Source organism: Solibacillus sp. FSL W8-0372 (assembly GCF_037969735.1).
GTDB lineage: Bacteria > Bacillota > Bacilli > Bacillales_A > Planococcaceae > Solibacillus > Solibacillus faecavium.
Window position 1 is genome coordinate 3,782,874 of sequence record NZ_CP150204.1, and the last position, 15,386, is coordinate 3,798,259.

A 15,386-nucleotide genomic window follows, 5' to 3' on the forward strand; every position below is an offset into this window, starting at 1 on the left:
AATATCAAAAAACTCATGCGAGCTCTTGCAACTGTTTCTCCTGATTAAGAAGCAACTCGTTCCAACATATGTTTTGGATTGCATGAGAGATGTACAATAAGACGCTCGTCTGGTTTCGCTTCACACAATCCATGGAAACAGTCCTTATAATAAGGAACCGCATCCCTTATGTTAACACGATAGCCGGAATGTCTTGATGAGAGATTCATACCCGTTACACAGATGCTTCCACGAAACCCATTATACGTTACAAAGATGTCATCACACGAATTTTGTGCTCAACCCTTATAGTATATACCGGGCACAATATGCTTTTGCAACTCTCAAAAAATTATGTTTCGTTGTTGCCTCCGCATGAATACCGCGGAAGCTGTCTAGCGCCCGGACGGATATCAGCTGCGGCTGCCCTGCAATAGAGCATCAAGATCAGCAAATACTTTAGAAATTTCTTGCTGTCCATTAATATTTTTAAGTACTCCCTTTGCTTCATAAAAATCAAGTAAAGGTTGTGCTTGGTTCATATTTACTTCAAGACGGTTTGTAACAGTTTCAGGATTATCATCCGCACGTGTATATAACTCGCCGCCATCTTTATCACATTTGCCTTCCTCTTTTGGAGGATTAAACACTAAATGATACGATGTACCACAAGTCTTACATATACGACGTCCACTTAAACGTGCGATTAATTCTTCTTTTTCAACTTGAACATTAATTGTATGCTCAACTGGACGACCTAATTCATCAAGGATGCTATCTAAAGCTTCTGCTTGAGGAACTGTACGTGGGAATCCATCTAATAAGAATCCTTTTTCGCAGTCATGTTGTGAAAGACGTTCACGAACAATACCAATCGTTACTTCATCCGGCACTAATGCGCCTTGATCCATAAACGATTTTGCCTTTAAACCTAATTCAGTACCATCTTTAATAGCGGCACGGAACATATCGCCTGTAGAAATATGAGGGATTGCGTACTTCTCAACAATTTTGTCAGCCTGAGTACCTTTACCGGCACCTGGAAGACCCATTAAAACGATATTCATACGTAATAGTCCCCTTTACAACATAAGCCGGCAAGGAAACGTAAATGTTTCCTAAACCTGCATTATTTCATAAATCCTTTATAATGGCGTTTTACTAATTGAGACTCTAATTGTTTCATCGTTTCAAGTGCAACACCAACTACGATAATCATACTTGTTCCCCCGATTTGAGCCGAAGCTGGCAGGTTCATAAAGTTGATGAATAGAATTGGCATGATTGAAATGACTACTAAGAATAGAGCACCAACAAATGTTAAACGATAAAGAACTTTTGTTAAGTAAGCTTGTGTGTCATTACCTGGGCGAATACCCGGGATATAAGCACCTTGCTTTTTCAAGTTATCTGCCACATTTTCCGGATTCACTTGAATGAATGCATAGAAGTATGTGAAGGCGATAATTAACGCAACATAGATAATCATCCCAATAGGTTTAGTATAGTCAAACGCATTAGTGATGAATGCAGTTACATTATTATCTCCAAAGAATGTTGCTAAAGTTTGTGGAGTAACAATAAACGCTATTGCAAAGATTACCGGAATAACCCCTGCAGCATTTACTTTTAACGGTAAATGCGTTTGCTGTGCCCCAACTTTAGGTGAATTCCCAGCAACTCGTTTTGCATATTGAATTGGAATTTTACGCAACGCTTGTTGAATATATATAACTCCAACTACAACAGCTAGTAGCACTAAAACTAGTAAAGCTAAGATAGCAATATTAATAAATAATTGATCCCCAGCTCCATCAATTTGTTGTGCATACACTTGGTTTACTGCGTTAGGAATCGCAGCTACGATACCAGCGAAGATAATGATTGAAATACCATTACCAACACCATATGCAGTAATTTGTTCAGATAACCACAATAGGAATGCTGTACCTGCTGTTAACACGACAGAAATCGTTAAGTACGATTGAATACTAGTATCCGTAATCAATGATCCACCATAAAATTGGTTAAAACCAAAACTCATAGCGAAAGATTGAATAAATGCTAGTACAATTGTGAAGTAACGAGTGAATTGAGCCAACTTGCGTCGACCTACATCACCTTGTTTCGCCCATTCTGCAAACTTAGGAACGACATCCATTTGAAGTAACTGGACAATGATTGAAGCAGTAATGTATGGCATAATCCCCATCGCAAAGATAGAGAAGTTTGCTAATGCACCACCGCCAAACGTATTAAGGAAACCTACTAAGCTGAACTCATCAGTTGCCTTTAATACATCTGCGTTAACATTTGGTACCGGGATGAATGTCCCGATACGAAAAATGATTAACATTAATAGTGTGAAGATGATTTTATTTCGTATATCTCGAACGCGCATAAAGTTAGAGATTGTCTGAAACATTAGATCACCTCAGTTGTTCCGCCAGCGTTCTCAATTGCTTCTTTTGCAGAAGCAGAGAATTTGTGAGCTTTAACATTAAGCTTAACGCTTAACGTACCATGACCTAGAATCTTGATTCCAGCTTTTTCATTGCTCACGATACCAGTTTCTAGTAATAATGCAGGTGTTACTTCTGCACCATCTTCAAAACGGTTTAACGCATCAAGGTTAACGATCGCGTATTCTTTACGATTAATATTCGTAAAGCCACGTTTAGGTAAACGACGGAAAAGTGGGTTTTGACCCCCCTCAAATCCTGGGCGAACGCCGCCGCCAGAACGAGCGTTTTGACCTTTATGACCTCTACCAGAAGTTTTACCGTTACCAGAACCGATACCACGACCAACGCGGTTACGTACTTTACGTGAACCTTCTGCTGGTTTTAACTCATGAAGTTTCATTTGGGTGGCACCTCCTTGTTCGTATAATTGAAATTAAATTTCTTTAACAGTAACTAAGTGAGCTACTTTTGTAATCATCCCGCGGATAGCAGCATTATCTGCTTGTTCCACAGTTTGGTTTAATTTACGTAATCCTAAAGCCTCAACAACTTTGCGTTGGTTTGGTTTAGTACCGATGACAGATTTATTAAGGGTAATTTGTAATTTAGCCATTATAATTCCCCCCCTTATCCTAATAACTCTTCCACTGATTTACCGCGTAGTTTTGCTACATCTTCTACACGTTTTAATTCAGTTAAACCTGCTACAGTTGCACGCACCATGTTAATTGGTGTGTTTGAACCAAGAGATTTTGAAAGAATATCAGTAATACCAGCTAGTTCTAGTACGGCACGTACTGGACCACCAGCGATAACTCCTGTACCAGGAGCTGCAGGTTTAATTAAGATTGAACCTGCACCGAAGCGACCTTGCACTAAGTGTGGAGTAGTTCCACCCACGCGTGGTACTTCGATTAAGTTTTTCTTCGCGTCTTCAACAGCCTTACGGATTGCATCTGGAACCTCTTGGGCTTTACCAGTACCAAATCCTACATGGCCATTTTTATCTCCTACTACTACTAGAGCAGAGAAGCGGAAGCGACGACCACCTTTAACAACTTTAGCAACACGGTTAATTGTAACTACGCGTTCTTCAAGTTCTAATTTGTTTGCGTCAATGCGACTCATGAAGTATGTCCCTCCTTCTTATTAAAATTCTAAGCCGTTTTCACGTGCAGCTTCTGCTAAAGCTTTTACACGTCCGTGATATAAGTAACCGCTACGGTCAAATACTACTGTAGTAATATTTTTTTCAGCAGCGCGTTTAGCGATTGTTTCACCGATTTTAGCAGCAGCCTCAATGTTTGCGCTCATACCCTCGAAACCTTTTTCTTGAGTATTAGCAGAAACTAAAGTTACGCCAGCTACATCGTCGATTAGTTGTGCATAAATGTTCTTGTTAGAACGGAATACGTTTAAACGTGGACGTTGTGCAGTACCCGAAATTTTAGAACGAACACGCCCATGACGTTTTTTACGAACTTGATTTTTATCTTGTTTCGTAATCACAGTGGTCACTCCTTTCAATTATTAATGCGATTTAAGCCGCATTATTTACCTGTTTTACCTTCTTTACGACGAACGAATTCGCCTTCGTAACGAATACCTTTACCTTTGTATGGCTCTGGTGGACGAACGTCACGAATGTTAGATGCTAATGCACCAACACGCTCTTTAGAAATACCTTTTACGATGATCTTAGTGTTCGAAGGAACTTCGACCTCTAAACCTTCTTCAGGTGTGAACTCTACTGGATGAGAGTAACCTACGTTCAATACAAGCTTGTTGCCTTGTAATTGAGCACGGTAACCTACACCGATAAGTTCTAGAGAACGAGTGAATCCTTCAGAAACACCAGTTACCATGTTAGCTAATAACGCACGAGTTGTACCGTGGTTAGTACGGTGTTCTTTAGAATCAGAAGGACGAACAACAGATAGGATGTTGCCTTCTTGCTCGATTTTCATATCTTGGTTGAATTGACGAGTTAATTCGCCTTTTGGACCTTTAACAGTAACAACGTTGTCAGTACCGACTTCGATTGTAACGTTTGCAGGTACCTCGATAACTTTTTTACCTACGCGAGACATTTATATTGCACCTCCGTTCTTTTCTTACTAATTACCAAATGTATGCTAAGATTTCTCCGCCAACTTGTTTAGCGCGAGCTTCTTTGTCAGTTAATAAGCCGTTTGAAGTAGATACTAAAGCGATACCAAGACCGTTTAATACTTTAGGTACTTCGTTTGTTTTAGCATATACACGTAAACCTGGTTTAGAAATACGTTTAAGACCAGTAATAACACGCTCGTTCTCTTTACCATATTTTAAGAAAATACGGATGATACCTTGCTTGTTGTCTTCTACATATTCTACATCACGTACGAAACCTTCACGCTTTAAAATTTCAGCGATCTCTTTCTTTACGTTAGAAGCAGGAACTTCTAACTTCTCGTGACGTACCATGTTCGCATTACGAATGCGTGTAAGCATATCTGCAATCGGATCAGTCATTGTCATGAAAATTTACCTCCTTCCCAAATTAGGGGATTACCAGCTGGCTTTTTTAACGCCAGGAATTTGTCCCTTATATGCAAGTTCACGGAAACAAATACGGCAAAGTTTAAATTTGCGGTATACAGAGTGTGGACGGCCACAGCGTTCACAACGTGTATATTCTTGAACTTTAAATTTTTGCGTGCGTTGTTGTTTAACGATCATTGATTTTTTTGCCACGTCTTCGCCCTCCTTATTTTATTACTTTTGGAACGGCATACCGAACTGTGTTAATAACTCGCGAGCTTCTTCGTCAGAATTCGCAGTAGTTACGATCACGATGTCCATACCGCGTACTTTTGAAACTTTATCGTAATCGATTTCTGGGAAAATTAACTGCTCTTTAACACCTAATGTATAGTTACCGCGACCGTCGAATGCTTTTTTAGAAACACCACGGAAGTCACGTACACGTGGAAGTGCAACAGAAATTAATTTATCCAGGAATTCATACATACGCTCACCGCGTAATGTAACTTTAGCACCGATCGCTTGACCTTCACGTAAACGGAAACCTGCGATAGATTTTTTCGCTTTAGTTACAACTGGTTTTTGACCAGTGATTGTTGTTAATTCTTCAACAGCTACATCAAGAGCTTTAGAGTTTTGAACTGCGTCACCAACACCCATGTTGATTACGATTTTGTCTACTTTAGGCACTTGCATTACTGATTTATATTCGAACTTGCTCATAAGAGCAGGTGATACTTCATTTAAATACTTTTCTTTTAGGCGGCTCATGTGTGTACCTCCCTTCTCATTTTACTTATTAGTCGATTACTACACCTGATTTTTTTGCAACACGAACTTTTTTGCCATCTTTGATCTCAATACCTACACGAGTCGGCTCGCCAGATTTAGGATCGATTAGCATTACGTTCGAAACGTGGATTGCAGCTTCTTGAGATACAATTCCACCTTGTGGGTTAAGTTGGTTAGGTTTAACGTGTTTCTTAACGATGTTTACACCTTCAACAAGAACGCGGTCTTGTTTAGGGAAAGCAGCTAAGATTACGCCTTCTTTACCTTTGTCTTTACCAGTAATTACTTTTACTTTGTCGCCCTTTTTAACATGCATTATGTGTCGCACCTCCTTGATTGGTACTGTCATGAAATTAAAGAACTTCTGGAGCTAAAGAAACGATTTTCATGAAGTTGCCATCACGTAATTCACGTGCAACTGGTCCGAAAATACGAGTTCCGCGTGGTGATTTATCATCTTTGATAATTACGCAAGCATTCTCATCAAACTTAATGTAAGTACCGTCTTTACGACGTGCACCTGATTTTGTGCGAACGATAACAGCCTTAACAACGTCGCCTTTCTTGACAACGCCACCTGGTGTTGCTTTCTTAACTGTACAAACAACGATATCACCGATGTTAGCAGTTTTACGTCCAGAACCACCAAGAACTTTAATTGTTAAAACTTCACGTGCACCTGAGTTGTCAGCAACTTTCATACGACTTTCTTGTTGAATCACTTAGGTTACCTCCCTTCGGAAATTTTATTTTATTCCGAAATGTTATTAAATAATAACCGCTTTTTCTACAACTTCAACTAAACGGAAGCGTTTAGTAGCTGATAGCGGGCGAGTTTCCATGATACGTACGATATCACCGATATTCGCAGTGTTTAGCTCATCATGAGCCTTAAACTTTTTCGAGTATTTTACACGCTTGCCATAAAGCTTATGCTTTTTATGAGTTTCAACTAATACAGAAATTGTTTTATCCATTTTGTCTGAAACGACACGGCCCGTGTAAACTTTGCGTTGGTTACGCTCAGTCATACATAAAACCCTCCTTTATCAGTTATTTGCACTGATTTCTCTTTCACGAATCACAGTTTTCATACGTGCGATCGCTTTGCGAACTTCACGGATGCGAGCTGTGTTTTCTAATTGACCAGTCGCCAATTGGAAGCGAAGGTTGAAAAGCTCTTCTTTCAGTGATTTCACTTTTAATTCAATTTCATTAGTGGCAAGGTCACGGATTTCATTAGCTTTCATTAGATTCACCACCAGTTTCTTGACGTTTTACAATCTTACATTTCACAGGAAGTTTGTGTGATGCTAAACGAAGTGCTTCACGTGCTACCTCTTCAGATACACCAGCGATTTCGAACATTACTTTTCCTGGTTTTACTACTGCTACCCAACCTTCAGGAGAACCTTTACCAGAACCCATTCGGACTTCTAGAGGCTTTTTCGTGTAAGGCTTATGTGGGAAGATTTTGATCCAAACTTTACCGCCACGTTTCATGTAACGAGTCATTGCGATACGAGCAGATTCGATTTGACGGTTAGTGATCCAAGATGCAGTTGTAGCTTGTAAGCCAAACTCACCAAAAGATACTTCTTTACCGCCCTTCGCTTCTCCACGCATGTTACCACGGTGTTCACGACGATATTTTACGCGTTTAGGTAATAACATTTTATTTGCCTCCTTCCACAGAGTTCTTTTTAGTAGGAAGGACTTCACCACGGTAGATCCAAACTTTTACGCCTAGTTTACCATAAGTAGTGTCTGCTTCAGCATGTGCATAATCAATGTCAGCACGTAATGTATGAAGTGGAACAGTTCCTTCGCTATAGTGTTCAGCACGCGCGATGTCAGCGCCACCTAAACGACCAGATACTTGTGTTTTAATACCTTTTGCACCAGCGCGCATTGTGCGTTGGATTGATTGTTTTTGAGCACGACGGAATGATACGCGGTTCTCAAGTTGACGAGCGATGTTTTCAGCTACTAATTTAGCGTCAAGATCTGCACGTTTAATTTCAATAATGTTAATATGCACACGTTTACCAGTTAAATCAGTTAAATGTTTACGTAAGTTTTCAACTTCCGTACCACCTTTACCGATAACCATACCTGGCTTCGCAGTGTGAATAGTAATGTTCACGCGATTTGCAGCGCGTTCGATTTCTACTTTAGATACAGATGCATCTTTAAGTTTAGTTTCGATATATTTACGTACTTTGATATCTTCGTGTAATAAGTTTGCGTAATCTTTCTCAGCGAACCACTTAGATTCCCAGTCACGAATAATACCAACACGTAGTCCTATTGGATGTACTTTTTGACCCACGGATTAAACCCCCTTCTTCTCAGATACCACAATAGTAATGTGGCTAGTACGTTTGTTAATTGCCGATGCACGACCTTGGGCACGTGGACGGAAACGTTTTAATGTTGGACCTTCATCAACAAAGATTTCAGATACAACTAAGTTATTAATATCTAACTCGTAGTTGTGTTCAGCGTTAGCGACTGCAGATTTTAATACTTTCTCAACGACTGGAGACGCCGCTTTTGGAGTATGACGTAAAATTGCAACTGCTTCACCAATTTGCTTGCCTCGAATTAAGTCTACTACTAGACGAACTTTACGAGGAGCGATACGAACTGTACGAGCGATAGCTTTAGCTTGTGTCATTAGGATTTACCTCCTCTCAAAATTAGCGTCTTGTTTTCTTGTCATCTGCACCGTGACCTTTATAAGTACGTGTCGGTGCGAACTCACCAAGTTTGTGACCTACCATATCTTCTGTCACGTATACAGGGACGTGTTTACGTCCATCATATACAGCGATTGTTAAACCGATGAAGTTTGGGAAGATAGTAGAACGGCGAGACCAAGTTTTAATAACTTGTTTTTTCTCAGAAGCCTCTTGTGCTTCCACCTTTTTCATTAGGTGGTCATCAACAAAAGGTCCTTTCTTTAAGCTGCGACCCATTTAGGAACCTCCCTCCGTGATACGACCACGGCTCTCAAACTGAACCGTAGTATTACCACTTTATTTTTTACGTCCGCGAATAATAAATTTAGATGATTTATTTTTCTTTTTACGAGTTTTGAAACCAAGAGTTGGTTTGCCCCATGGTGTCATTGGTGATTTACGTCCGATTGGAGAACGTCCTTCACCACCACCGTGTGGGTGATCGTTAGGGTTCATTACAGAACCACGAACTGTTGGGCGTTTACCTAACCAACGAGAACGACCTGCTTTACCGATGTTGATAAGTTCGTGTTGTTCGTTACCAACTTGACCGATTGTTGCACGGCAAGTAGCAAGAATTAAACGTACTTCACCAGATTGTAAGCGAACGATTACGTACTTATCTTCACGACCTAATACTTGCGCAGAAGTACCAGCTGAACGTACTAATTGTCCACCTTTACCAGGTTTCATTTCGATGTTATGGATTGTTGTACCCATTGGAATGTTTGCTAATGGTAAAGCGTTACCTACTTTAATATCCGCTTCTGGACCTGAATAAATAGTGTGACCTACTTCAAGACCTTTCGGAGCTAAGATGTAACGTTTTTCACCGTCAGCATAGTTAATTAAAGCGATGTTCGCAGAACGGTTTGGATCGTACTCGATTGTAGCAACGCGTCCTGGAATGCCGTCTTTAAGACGTTTAAAATCGATAACACGGTATTGTTTCTTGTGACCGCCACCGTGATGACGAACAGTAATTTTACCCTGGTTATTACGACCAGCTTTACGTTTAGTCGGTTCTAATAAAGACTTTTCAGGTTTATTAGTAGTGATTTCAGCAAAGTCAGATGATGTCATGTTACGACGTCCATTTGAGGTTGGCTTATACTTTTTAATCGCCATTTGTTTTCCCTCCTTCTTAAAGGTTACTTTATAAATTAGAAATTAGATTTCGAATAATTCGATTTCTTTTGAATCAGCAGTTAATTTAACAATCGCTTTACGACGTTTGTTAGTGTATCCACCGAATTTACCAACGCGTTTGAACTTACCTTTGTAGTTCATAACGTTTACTTTCTCAACTTTAACGCCGAAGATTTCTTCAACAGCATCTTTAACTTGAGTTTTGTTAGCGCGAGTGTCTACTTCGAAAGTATACTTTTTCTCTGCCATAATTTCTGAAGAACGCTCAGTAATGACCGGACGTTTTAAGATATCACGTGCTTCCATTATCCAAGCACCTCCTCAACTTTTTTTACAGCATCTTGAGTGAATACAACTTTATCATGACCTAATAAGTCTAATACGTTGATTCCTTCAGCTGTTAACACTGTAACACCAGGGATGTTACGAGCAGACAAAATTGCGTTTTCGTTAACTTCAGAAGTTACGAATAATGCTTTTTTGCTGATTTCTAATGCAGCTAATACTGCTTTGAAATCTTTTGTTTTTGGTGCATCAAATGATAATGCATCAAGTACTACTAAGTTTTGCTCTAATACTTTCGTAGATAAAGCAGACTTAATCGCTAAGCGACGAACTTTTTTAGGTAGTTTGTAAGCGTAACTACGTGGAGTAGGACCGAATACAACACCACCGCCACGCCATTGTGGAGAGCGGATCGAACCTTGACGAGCACGACCAGTTCCTTTTTGACGCCATGGTTTACGACCACCACCAGCAACTGCTGAACGGTTTTTAACTTTGTGATTACCTTGACGTAGAGATGCGCGTTGTGCAACAACTGCGTCGAATAATACAGCTTCGTTTGGTGTGATTCCGAAAATCGCATCGTTTAATTCGATTTCACCAACTGAAGCACCTGTTTGACTAAGTACTGAAACCTTTGTCATTCCTGTTTCCTCCTTTCTTGAGAAAATTATTTAGATTTAATAGCAGTCTTAACTGTTACTAATGCTTTTTTAGAACCAGGAACATTACCTTTAACAAGTAGTAAGTTGCGCTCTGCATCAACCTTAACGATTTCAAGGTTTTGAATAGTAACAACTGTGCCACCCATTTGACCAGGTAATTTCTTTTGTTTGAATACGCGGTTCGGAGCTACTGGACCCATTGAACCTGGACGACGGTGATAACGAGAACCGTGAGACATAGGGCCGCGAGATTGACCATGGCGTTTAATAACACCTTGGAAACCTTTACCTTTTGTTACACCTGTTACATCGATTACATCGCCTTCAGCGAAAATTTCTACCTTGACTTCTTGACCAACTTCGTAAGCTGCAGCATCTAAGTTGCGGAACTCACGGATGAAGCGCTTAGGAGCAGTGTTTGCTTTAGCTACGTGTCCTTGCTCTGGTTTGTTAGAAAGCTTAATACGCTTGTCTTCAAAACCAAATTGGATCGCTTCGTAACCATCAGTTTCAACAGTTTTCTTTTGTAAAACTACGTTTGGAGCAGCTTCGATAACTGTTACTGGGATTAAATCGCCGTTTTCAGCAAAGACTTGAGTCATGCCAATTTTTCTACCTAAGATTCCTTTAGTCATTTGTCACACCTCCTGTAAATTTTGAGAAAAAGATTTATATTGTGTTTTTACCATTAAAGTTTGATTTCGATATCAACGCCAGATGGTAAATCAAGCTTCATTAACGCATCAACAGTTTGTGGTGTCGGGTTAACGATGTCGATAAGACGTTTGTGTGTGCGCATTTCAAATTGCTCACGAGAATCTTTGTACTTATGAACCGCACGTAAGATCGTGTATACAGATCTTTCAGTTGGTAGTGGGATCGGACCCGATACTCCAGCACCTGAACGTTTCGCAGTTTCAACGATTTTCTCAGCAGATTGATCAAGGATACGGTGATCATACGCTTTTAAACGAATACGAATTTTTTGTTTTGCCATTACTTTCCCTCCTTCTCGCCTATTTTCTAGACATTCTCCACGAAAATTTCTCCTACACACCGCCATGGCAAAGCGGCCGGGTGTGTCGGCAACCTCTCGCTTCATCGCAGTCAAAGACCAACATTCAACATTATATACAATAAAAAAGAAGTTCGCAAGTGTTTTAGCAAAATTCTTTTAAATAATGTTTCGTTCTTTGTTTTTAATTAAATGCGTTCGCTCTTTTTGAGCCGTTTTCTAGTATATAAGAGTATTAACTTGAAAGCAACTATTAAGAGAAGAATCTATTTTAAATAAAATATTCAGAAAATACAATTGTTTTGTTTAACTAAAAAAAGCCACTTTCAATTAAATGAAAGTGGCGACATACTATAGGAAGAAAACAACTGCAATCCATCCAAAAATGATTTGCGGTATATTATAGAAGATAAATGTTGGAACACACGTATCCCAAATGTGGTTATGCTGACCATCCACATTTAGCCCTGCTGTCGGTCCTAGCGTTGAGTCGGAAGCTGGTGAACCAGCGTCTCCTAGTACACCTGCAGTACCAATTAGACAAATAATCGCTAATTCACTTAGACCTAGTTCCATTGCAATCGGAACAAAGATTGCTGCGATGATCGGTATTGTTGCAAATGAAGAACCAATTCCCATTGTTACGATTAAACCGACAATGAGCATTACTAATACAGCAATACTTACATTCCCATTAAAAATAGTCATCGCTCCAGTAACTAATGTTTCTACATCCCCTGTTGCATTAATCACTGCTGAAAAGCCATTTGCTGAAATCATTACAAAGCCGACGAATGCCATCATGCGCATACCATCCGAAAGAACTTCGTCGGCTTCTTTCACTTTTAATGCACCTGTTATATACAAAACCATAATACCGACAAGCGACCCGATAATCATTGAATCAGTCATAACTTGCACTATTATAGAAGCAATTAATGCAACTACAGCAAACAGTATATGTAATGTATTTACTTCTTTATCTAAACTACTCGTTACTTCTACTTTTAAGTCATCATATTGACGTGGTTTACGGAAAGCAAAAAATGCGCCGATAAGACCTACTGCCATTCCCACTGCTACGAAAGCCATCGCCTTTGGAACATCACTTAAAGAAATTTCAAGACCAGCTAAACCAAGCTGTTCCACGATTATACCTTGATAAAGTAAGCCGAAGCCTGCAGGAATAAACATATAGGGCATAACTAAACCAAATGTTAAAATACATACAATTAAACGACGATCGATTTGCAGCATGTTCATTACTTTAATCAGTGGTGGAACGATTAATGGTATGAAAGCAATATGCACTGGAATTAGGTTTTGCGACATAATGGCCATCGCTAGTAATACTAGGAAGATCAATGCTTTCGCGGCACCTTGCTTTTGTGAGTCGCCCTCACGTTGTACTACTTTTAAAATTGCCTTTACTAGCACTTCTGGTATACCTGTACGGGATATGGCCAATGCGAAGCCTCCAAGTAGTGCATAGCTCAACGCTATATTTGCACCGCCTCCTAGTCCCCCTACAAAGGCTTCTATTGTATCAGTTAAATTTAATCCTCCAACAAGACCACCAATGACAGCCCCTACTGTTAGAGATAAAACGACATTTATACGCAGTAGGCTTAAAATAAGCATAACCCCAACCGCTATTAAAACAGCATTCATGTTGTACACTTCACTTTCGTCTGCTAAATTACTAATGTGTTAAAGTTACAAGAAATCTACTATCGAGTCAATATTTTAGGACAAAATAAAACCGTCAATTAAGAAAAAATTGACGGTTTTGAGTATTATAAAGCTTGTTTAATTATTTTTTTGTAATAACTGATCGTTAATGATGCAAATATAATATACATCGCAATATATAAACTCATTGTAATTAGAAGTGGGGTTGTCATTTCTGTACCGAATAAAAACCAGCCTGATTTTACAGCATAATAGCTGTGCAGTAAGCCAATAAGCAATGGAACACCAAAATTAAATAGCTGCTTCATCATAATGCCACGTAATAATTCATCCTGTGTGAAACCAATTTTACGGAGAATTCTATATGATTCTGCCTCTTCATCTGCCTCAGACATTTGTTTAAAGTAAAGAATACTACCTGTGGCAAGTAAAAAAGCCAAGCCTAAAAATGCTGTTGTAAAAATTGTTGTACCGTAAAGATTTAAATTGTATTCAACCGTGGACTGCTGTGAACTTAATTTATTTACTGTACTGCCTTCATGAGATTCAAATAATACATTCGCACCTGTCTGTTTATAAAGCTTTTCCACCTGCTTATATGTTTCTTCATCGGCATTTGTTAAATTAATCGTTGTTTGCTCTTGTGTTGAATAACCAATTGCGTATTCGCTATTTAATTGTTGCAGCTGATTAAAAACACTATCCTCAACAACAACAATAAATCCACCTGCCGTAACCCTCCATGCTAGTACAGCTGTATCATTCACTTCTTGAATACGTAGCGGGAATTCACTTTCCTGATGTAAAAGAGTTAAGTCATTCGGTGCTTCAATTGGCATTATATTCGATTGAAAGCCGCTGAAGCCTGTAATAATTGCCTCACCTTTGTTGAGCTGTACTTCAGGATCAAGCTGGTGATAATCTGAAAGCGGAAGTATCAAGGCATCTGATAATGTATTACCTTGAAACATACCTATTACATCACCTGAAAGTATTGTAGCCAAATCAAATTGTGCACTTGTTAATCTAAACGTTTTTTGTTCAAATGCTATTCCTTCTTGCTCAAGCGCCTGAATGAATGGCTCTTCACGCCCATCTACAGCTATATAATCTGCCGGCACTTCATCCTCTGCAGAACTACTAGCTGAATAATAGCTAATATACGAAAGTGTTGTTATTGCAAGTGACACCGCTGTTAATACTGTAATAAGCGTTAAGGATTTAGCATTACCTTTCATTCGATGCATAATTGGTGTAAGTGCCAGTACATCCGTTAAATTTAAATGTCCCTTTTTTGTAAGACGGAATAAATTCAACAAAAATGCTACTGAAAAACGAAACACTAGATATGTGCCGCCAATTGTAGTCGCTAAAATAACAACCATGCTTACAAATAAATTTGTCGTTTGCCCTGTAAACAATACAGTACTTCTATAATATCCATAAATTATTAAGCCGAGGCCAATCGCCCCCATCATCATCGGGAATACACTAAAACGTTTTACACGCTCATCTGCTTGTTTAGAAGCATTAAATAAAGAAAGTAAACTTGTTTTACGAACTATAAACGCCATTTGAACTAAAATAATAACTAATAAAATCCCAAATACCATCAAAGTATTTACAACCGCTACTTTACTAAAAGTCATTGTTACTACTGCATCAAATTGCAAAAGTTTCAGCAAAATCATTGCGAACAGTCGTGAGCTCAGTAACCCTAATACCATTCCGATACTTACTGCTCCGATAAATAGTAATATATTTTCAAAGGCAATTAAGCGTGTTACAAGTCCTTTTGTCATACCGATAAGCTGGTACAGACCAATTTCCTTGCTCCGGCGCTTAATGAATAAGTGATTGGCATAAAGCACAAAGAATAACACAATAAAATACAGCATATACGATGCAGCTTCAAAACCTGATGAAGCTGTACCGCTCGCTTTTGTTGCTGCGATGATCGATTCATTATATTGTAATGTTACAAAAGAGAAAAACAGTGTCACACTAAAAATTAGTGCAAAAAAGTATAAATAATAGTGACGCATGTTTTTTTGCATACTTTTAAAAACGAGCT

The 15,386-nt window shown here is 39.1% G+C and carries 25 protein-coding genes; all 25 read right to left on the reverse strand.

Annotated elements, in window-relative coordinates; genetic code table 11:
• Positions 1–392: 392 nt before the first annotated feature.
• On the reverse strand, positions 393–1,046 hold the full coding sequence (locus MKY13_RS19325; protein ID WP_191701168.1) for an adenylate kinase: 654 nt from the start codon (positions 1,044–1,046) through the stop codon (positions 393–395).
• Between the two features lie 62 nt (positions 1,047–1,108).
• Positions 1,109–2,404: a preprotein translocase subunit SecY gene (gene secY / locus MKY13_RS19330; RefSeq protein WP_191701167.1), complete on the reverse strand. Its 1,296-nt coding sequence runs from the start codon at positions 2,402–2,404 to the stop codon at positions 1,109–1,111.
• On the reverse strand, positions 2,404–2,844 hold the full coding sequence (gene rplO, locus MKY13_RS19335; RefSeq protein ID WP_191701166.1) for a 50S ribosomal protein L15: 441 nt from the start codon (positions 2,842–2,844) through the stop codon (positions 2,404–2,406). Before rplO ends, secY begins: the two co-directional genes overlap by 1 nt.
• Before the next feature lie 33 nt (positions 2,845–2,877).
• The gene (rpmD, locus tag MKY13_RS19340) at positions 2,878–3,060 is read right to left on the reverse strand and encodes a 50S ribosomal protein L30 (protein WP_173364522.1); all 183 of its coding nucleotides are present in this window, start codon (positions 3,058–3,060) and stop codon (positions 2,878–2,880) included.
• A gap of 11 nt (positions 3,061–3,071) precedes the next feature.
• A complete protein-coding gene (gene rpsE, locus MKY13_RS19345; protein ID WP_191701165.1) occupies positions 3,072–3,572 on the reverse strand; it encodes a 30S ribosomal protein S5 in 501 nt (166 codons plus the stop codon).
• A 21-nt stretch (positions 3,573–3,593) separates the two neighbouring features.
• Positions 3,594–3,953 carry a 50S ribosomal protein L18 gene (rplR, locus tag MKY13_RS19350; protein ID WP_191701164.1) on the reverse strand — a complete coding sequence of 120 codons (360 nt, stop codon included), beginning with the start codon at positions 3,951–3,953 and terminating at the stop codon, positions 3,594–3,596.
• A 41-nt stretch (positions 3,954–3,994) separates the two neighbouring features.
• Complete coding sequence (gene rplF, locus MKY13_RS19355) at positions 3,995–4,534, reverse strand: 50S ribosomal protein L6 (RefSeq protein WP_191701163.1); 540 nt, start codon at positions 4,532–4,534, stop codon at positions 3,995–3,997.
• A gap of 31 nt (positions 4,535–4,565) precedes the next feature.
• On the reverse strand, positions 4,566–4,964 hold the full coding sequence (gene rpsH / locus MKY13_RS19360) for a 30S ribosomal protein S8 (protein WP_008406947.1): 399 nt from the start codon (positions 4,962–4,964) through the stop codon (positions 4,566–4,568).
• Between the two features lie 30 nt (positions 4,965–4,994).
• Positions 4,995–5,180: a 30S ribosomal protein S14 gene (gene rpsN / locus MKY13_RS19365; protein WP_008406949.1), complete on the reverse strand. Its 186-nt coding sequence runs from the start codon at positions 5,178–5,180 to the stop codon at positions 4,995–4,997.
• 21 nt (positions 5,181–5,201) lie between these two features.
• Positions 5,202–5,741, reverse strand: a complete 540-nt coding sequence (gene rplE, locus MKY13_RS19370; protein WP_191701162.1) for a 50S ribosomal protein L5 — start codon at positions 5,739–5,741, stop codon at positions 5,202–5,204.
• A gap of 28 nt (positions 5,742–5,769) precedes the next feature.
• Positions 5,770–6,078 carry a 50S ribosomal protein L24 gene (rplX, locus tag MKY13_RS19375; protein WP_191701161.1) on the reverse strand — a complete coding sequence of 103 codons (309 nt, stop codon included), beginning with the start codon at positions 6,076–6,078 and terminating at the stop codon, positions 5,770–5,772.
• A 37-nt stretch (positions 6,079–6,115) separates the two neighbouring features.
• Complete coding sequence (gene rplN, locus MKY13_RS19380; protein ID WP_008406955.1) at positions 6,116–6,484, reverse strand: 50S ribosomal protein L14; 369 nt, start codon at positions 6,482–6,484, stop codon at positions 6,116–6,118.
• A 45-nt stretch (positions 6,485–6,529) separates the two neighbouring features.
• On the reverse strand, positions 6,530–6,793 hold the full coding sequence (gene rpsQ / locus MKY13_RS19385; RefSeq protein ID WP_008406957.1) for a 30S ribosomal protein S17: 264 nt from the start codon (positions 6,791–6,793) through the stop codon (positions 6,530–6,532).
• Positions 6,794–6,811: 18 nt separating this feature from the next.
• Entirely contained in the window at positions 6,812–7,012 is a 201-nt protein-coding gene (gene rpmC, locus MKY13_RS19390) for a 50S ribosomal protein L29 (RefSeq protein ID WP_008406958.1), read from the reverse strand.
• The gene (gene rplP / locus MKY13_RS19395) at positions 7,002–7,436 is read right to left on the reverse strand and encodes a 50S ribosomal protein L16 (protein ID WP_008406960.1); all 435 of its coding nucleotides are present in this window, start codon (positions 7,434–7,436) and stop codon (positions 7,002–7,004) included. Before rplP ends, rpmC begins: the two co-directional genes overlap by 11 nt.
• Position 7,437: 1 nt before the next feature.
• Positions 7,438–8,094 carry a 30S ribosomal protein S3 gene (rpsC, locus tag MKY13_RS19400; protein ID WP_191701160.1) on the reverse strand — a complete coding sequence of 219 codons (657 nt, stop codon included), beginning with the start codon at positions 8,092–8,094 and terminating at the stop codon, positions 7,438–7,440.
• 3 nt (positions 8,095–8,097) lie between these two features.
• Positions 8,098–8,442, reverse strand: a complete 345-nt coding sequence (gene rplV / locus MKY13_RS19405; RefSeq protein WP_191701159.1) for a 50S ribosomal protein L22 — start codon at positions 8,440–8,442, stop codon at positions 8,098–8,100.
• A 22-nt stretch (positions 8,443–8,464) separates the two neighbouring features.
• Positions 8,465–8,743, reverse strand: a complete 279-nt coding sequence (rpsS, locus tag MKY13_RS19410) for a 30S ribosomal protein S19 (protein ID WP_004233637.1) — start codon at positions 8,741–8,743, stop codon at positions 8,465–8,467.
• A gap of 60 nt (positions 8,744–8,803) precedes the next feature.
• Positions 8,804–9,634, reverse strand: coding sequence for a 50S ribosomal protein L2 (rplB, locus tag MKY13_RS19415; protein ID WP_191701158.1), 831 nt, complete (start codon positions 9,632–9,634; stop codon positions 8,804–8,806).
• Positions 9,635–9,676: 42 nt separating this feature from the next.
• Positions 9,677–9,961: a 50S ribosomal protein L23 gene (rplW, locus tag MKY13_RS19420; protein WP_008406966.1), complete on the reverse strand. Its 285-nt coding sequence runs from the start codon at positions 9,959–9,961 to the stop codon at positions 9,677–9,679.
• On the reverse strand, positions 9,961–10,584 hold the full coding sequence (gene rplD, locus MKY13_RS19425) for a 50S ribosomal protein L4 (protein WP_191701157.1): 624 nt from the start codon (positions 10,582–10,584) through the stop codon (positions 9,961–9,963). The genes rplW and rplD overlap by 1 nt, the downstream gene beginning before the upstream one ends.
• A 26-nt stretch (positions 10,585–10,610) precedes the next feature.
• Positions 10,611–11,240: a 50S ribosomal protein L3 gene (gene rplC / locus MKY13_RS19430; protein WP_191701156.1), complete on the reverse strand. Its 630-nt coding sequence runs from the start codon at positions 11,238–11,240 to the stop codon at positions 10,611–10,613.
• Between the two features lie 53 nt (positions 11,241–11,293).
• Entirely contained in the window at positions 11,294–11,602 is a 309-nt protein-coding gene (gene rpsJ / locus MKY13_RS19435; RefSeq protein ID WP_008406970.1) for a 30S ribosomal protein S10, read from the reverse strand.
• A 369-nt stretch (positions 11,603–11,971) separates the two neighbouring features.
• On the reverse strand, positions 11,972–13,291 hold the full coding sequence (locus MKY13_RS19440) for a Na+/H+ antiporter NhaC family protein (protein ID WP_191701155.1): 1,320 nt from the start codon (positions 13,289–13,291) through the stop codon (positions 11,972–11,974).
• A gap of 125 nt (positions 13,292–13,416) precedes the next feature.
• Complete coding sequence (locus MKY13_RS19445; RefSeq protein WP_225231332.1) at positions 13,417–15,369, reverse strand: ABC transporter permease; 1,953 nt, start codon at positions 15,367–15,369, stop codon at positions 13,417–13,419.
• Positions 15,370–15,386: the final 17 nt, after the last annotated feature.

Bases quoted from the DNA above. Each gene is read 5' to 3' on its own strand.
- MKY13_RS19325 (WP_191701168.1), bottom strand. From the start codon at position 1,046: ATGAATATCGTTTTAATGGGTCTTCCAGGTGCCGGTAAAGGTACTCAG.
- secY (WP_191701167.1), bottom strand. From the start codon at position 2,404: ATGTTTCAGACAATCTCTAACTTTATGCGCGTTCGAGATATACGAAAT.
- rplO (WP_191701166.1), bottom strand. From the start codon at position 2,844: ATGAAACTTCATGAGTTAAAACCAGCAGAAGGTTCACGTAAAGTACGT.
- rpsE (WP_191701165.1), bottom strand. From the start codon at position 3,572: ATGAGTCGCATTGACGCAAACAAATTAGAACTTGAAGAACGCGTAGTT.
- rplF (WP_191701163.1), bottom strand. From the start codon at position 4,534: ATGTCTCGCGTAGGTAAAAAAGTTATCGAGGTACCTGCAAACGTTACA.
- rpsH (WP_008406947.1), bottom strand. From the start codon at position 4,964: ATGACAATGACTGATCCGATTGCAGATATGCTTACACGCATTCGTAAT.
- rplE (WP_191701162.1), bottom strand. From the start codon at position 5,741: ATGAGCCGCCTAAAAGAAAAGTATTTAAATGAAGTATCACCTGCTCTT.
- rplX (WP_191701161.1), bottom strand. From the start codon at position 6,078: ATGCATGTTAAAAAGGGCGACAAAGTAAAAGTAATTACTGGTAAAGAC.
- rpsQ (WP_008406957.1), bottom strand. From the start codon at position 6,793: ATGACTGAGCGTAACCAACGCAAAGTTTACACGGGCCGTGTCGTTTCA.
- rpmC (WP_008406958.1), bottom strand. From the start codon at position 7,012: ATGAAAGCTAATGAAATCCGTGACCTTGCCACTAATGAAATTGAATTA.
- rplP (WP_008406960.1), bottom strand. From the start codon at position 7,436: ATGTTATTACCTAAACGCGTAAAATATCGTCGTGAACACCGTGGTAAC.
- rplV (WP_191701159.1), bottom strand. From the start codon at position 8,442: ATGACACAAGCTAAAGCTATCGCTCGTACAGTTCGTATCGCTCCTCGT.
- rpsS (WP_004233637.1), bottom strand. From the start codon at position 8,743: ATGGGTCGCAGCTTAAAGAAAGGACCTTTTGTTGATGACCACCTAATG.
- rplB (WP_191701158.1), bottom strand. From the start codon at position 9,634: ATGGCGATTAAAAAGTATAAGCCAACCTCAAATGGACGTCGTAACATG.
- rplW (WP_008406966.1), bottom strand. From the start codon at position 9,961: ATGGAAGCACGTGATATCTTAAAACGTCCGGTCATTACTGAGCGTTCT.
- rplD (WP_191701157.1), bottom strand. From the start codon at position 10,584: ATGACAAAGGTTTCAGTACTTAGTCAAACAGGTGCTTCAGTTGGTGAA.
- rplC (WP_191701156.1), bottom strand. From the start codon at position 11,240: ATGACTAAAGGAATCTTAGGTAGAAAAATTGGCATGACTCAAGTCTTT.
- rpsJ (WP_008406970.1), bottom strand. From the start codon at position 11,602: ATGGCAAAACAAAAAATTCGTATTCGTTTAAAAGCGTATGATCACCGT.
- MKY13_RS19440 (WP_191701155.1), bottom strand. From the start codon at position 13,291: ATGAATGCTGTTTTAATAGCGGTTGGGGTTATGCTTATTTTAAGCCTA.
- MKY13_RS19445 (WP_225231332.1), bottom strand. From the start codon at position 15,369: ATGCAAAAAAACATGCGTCACTATTATTTATACTTTTTTGCACTAATT.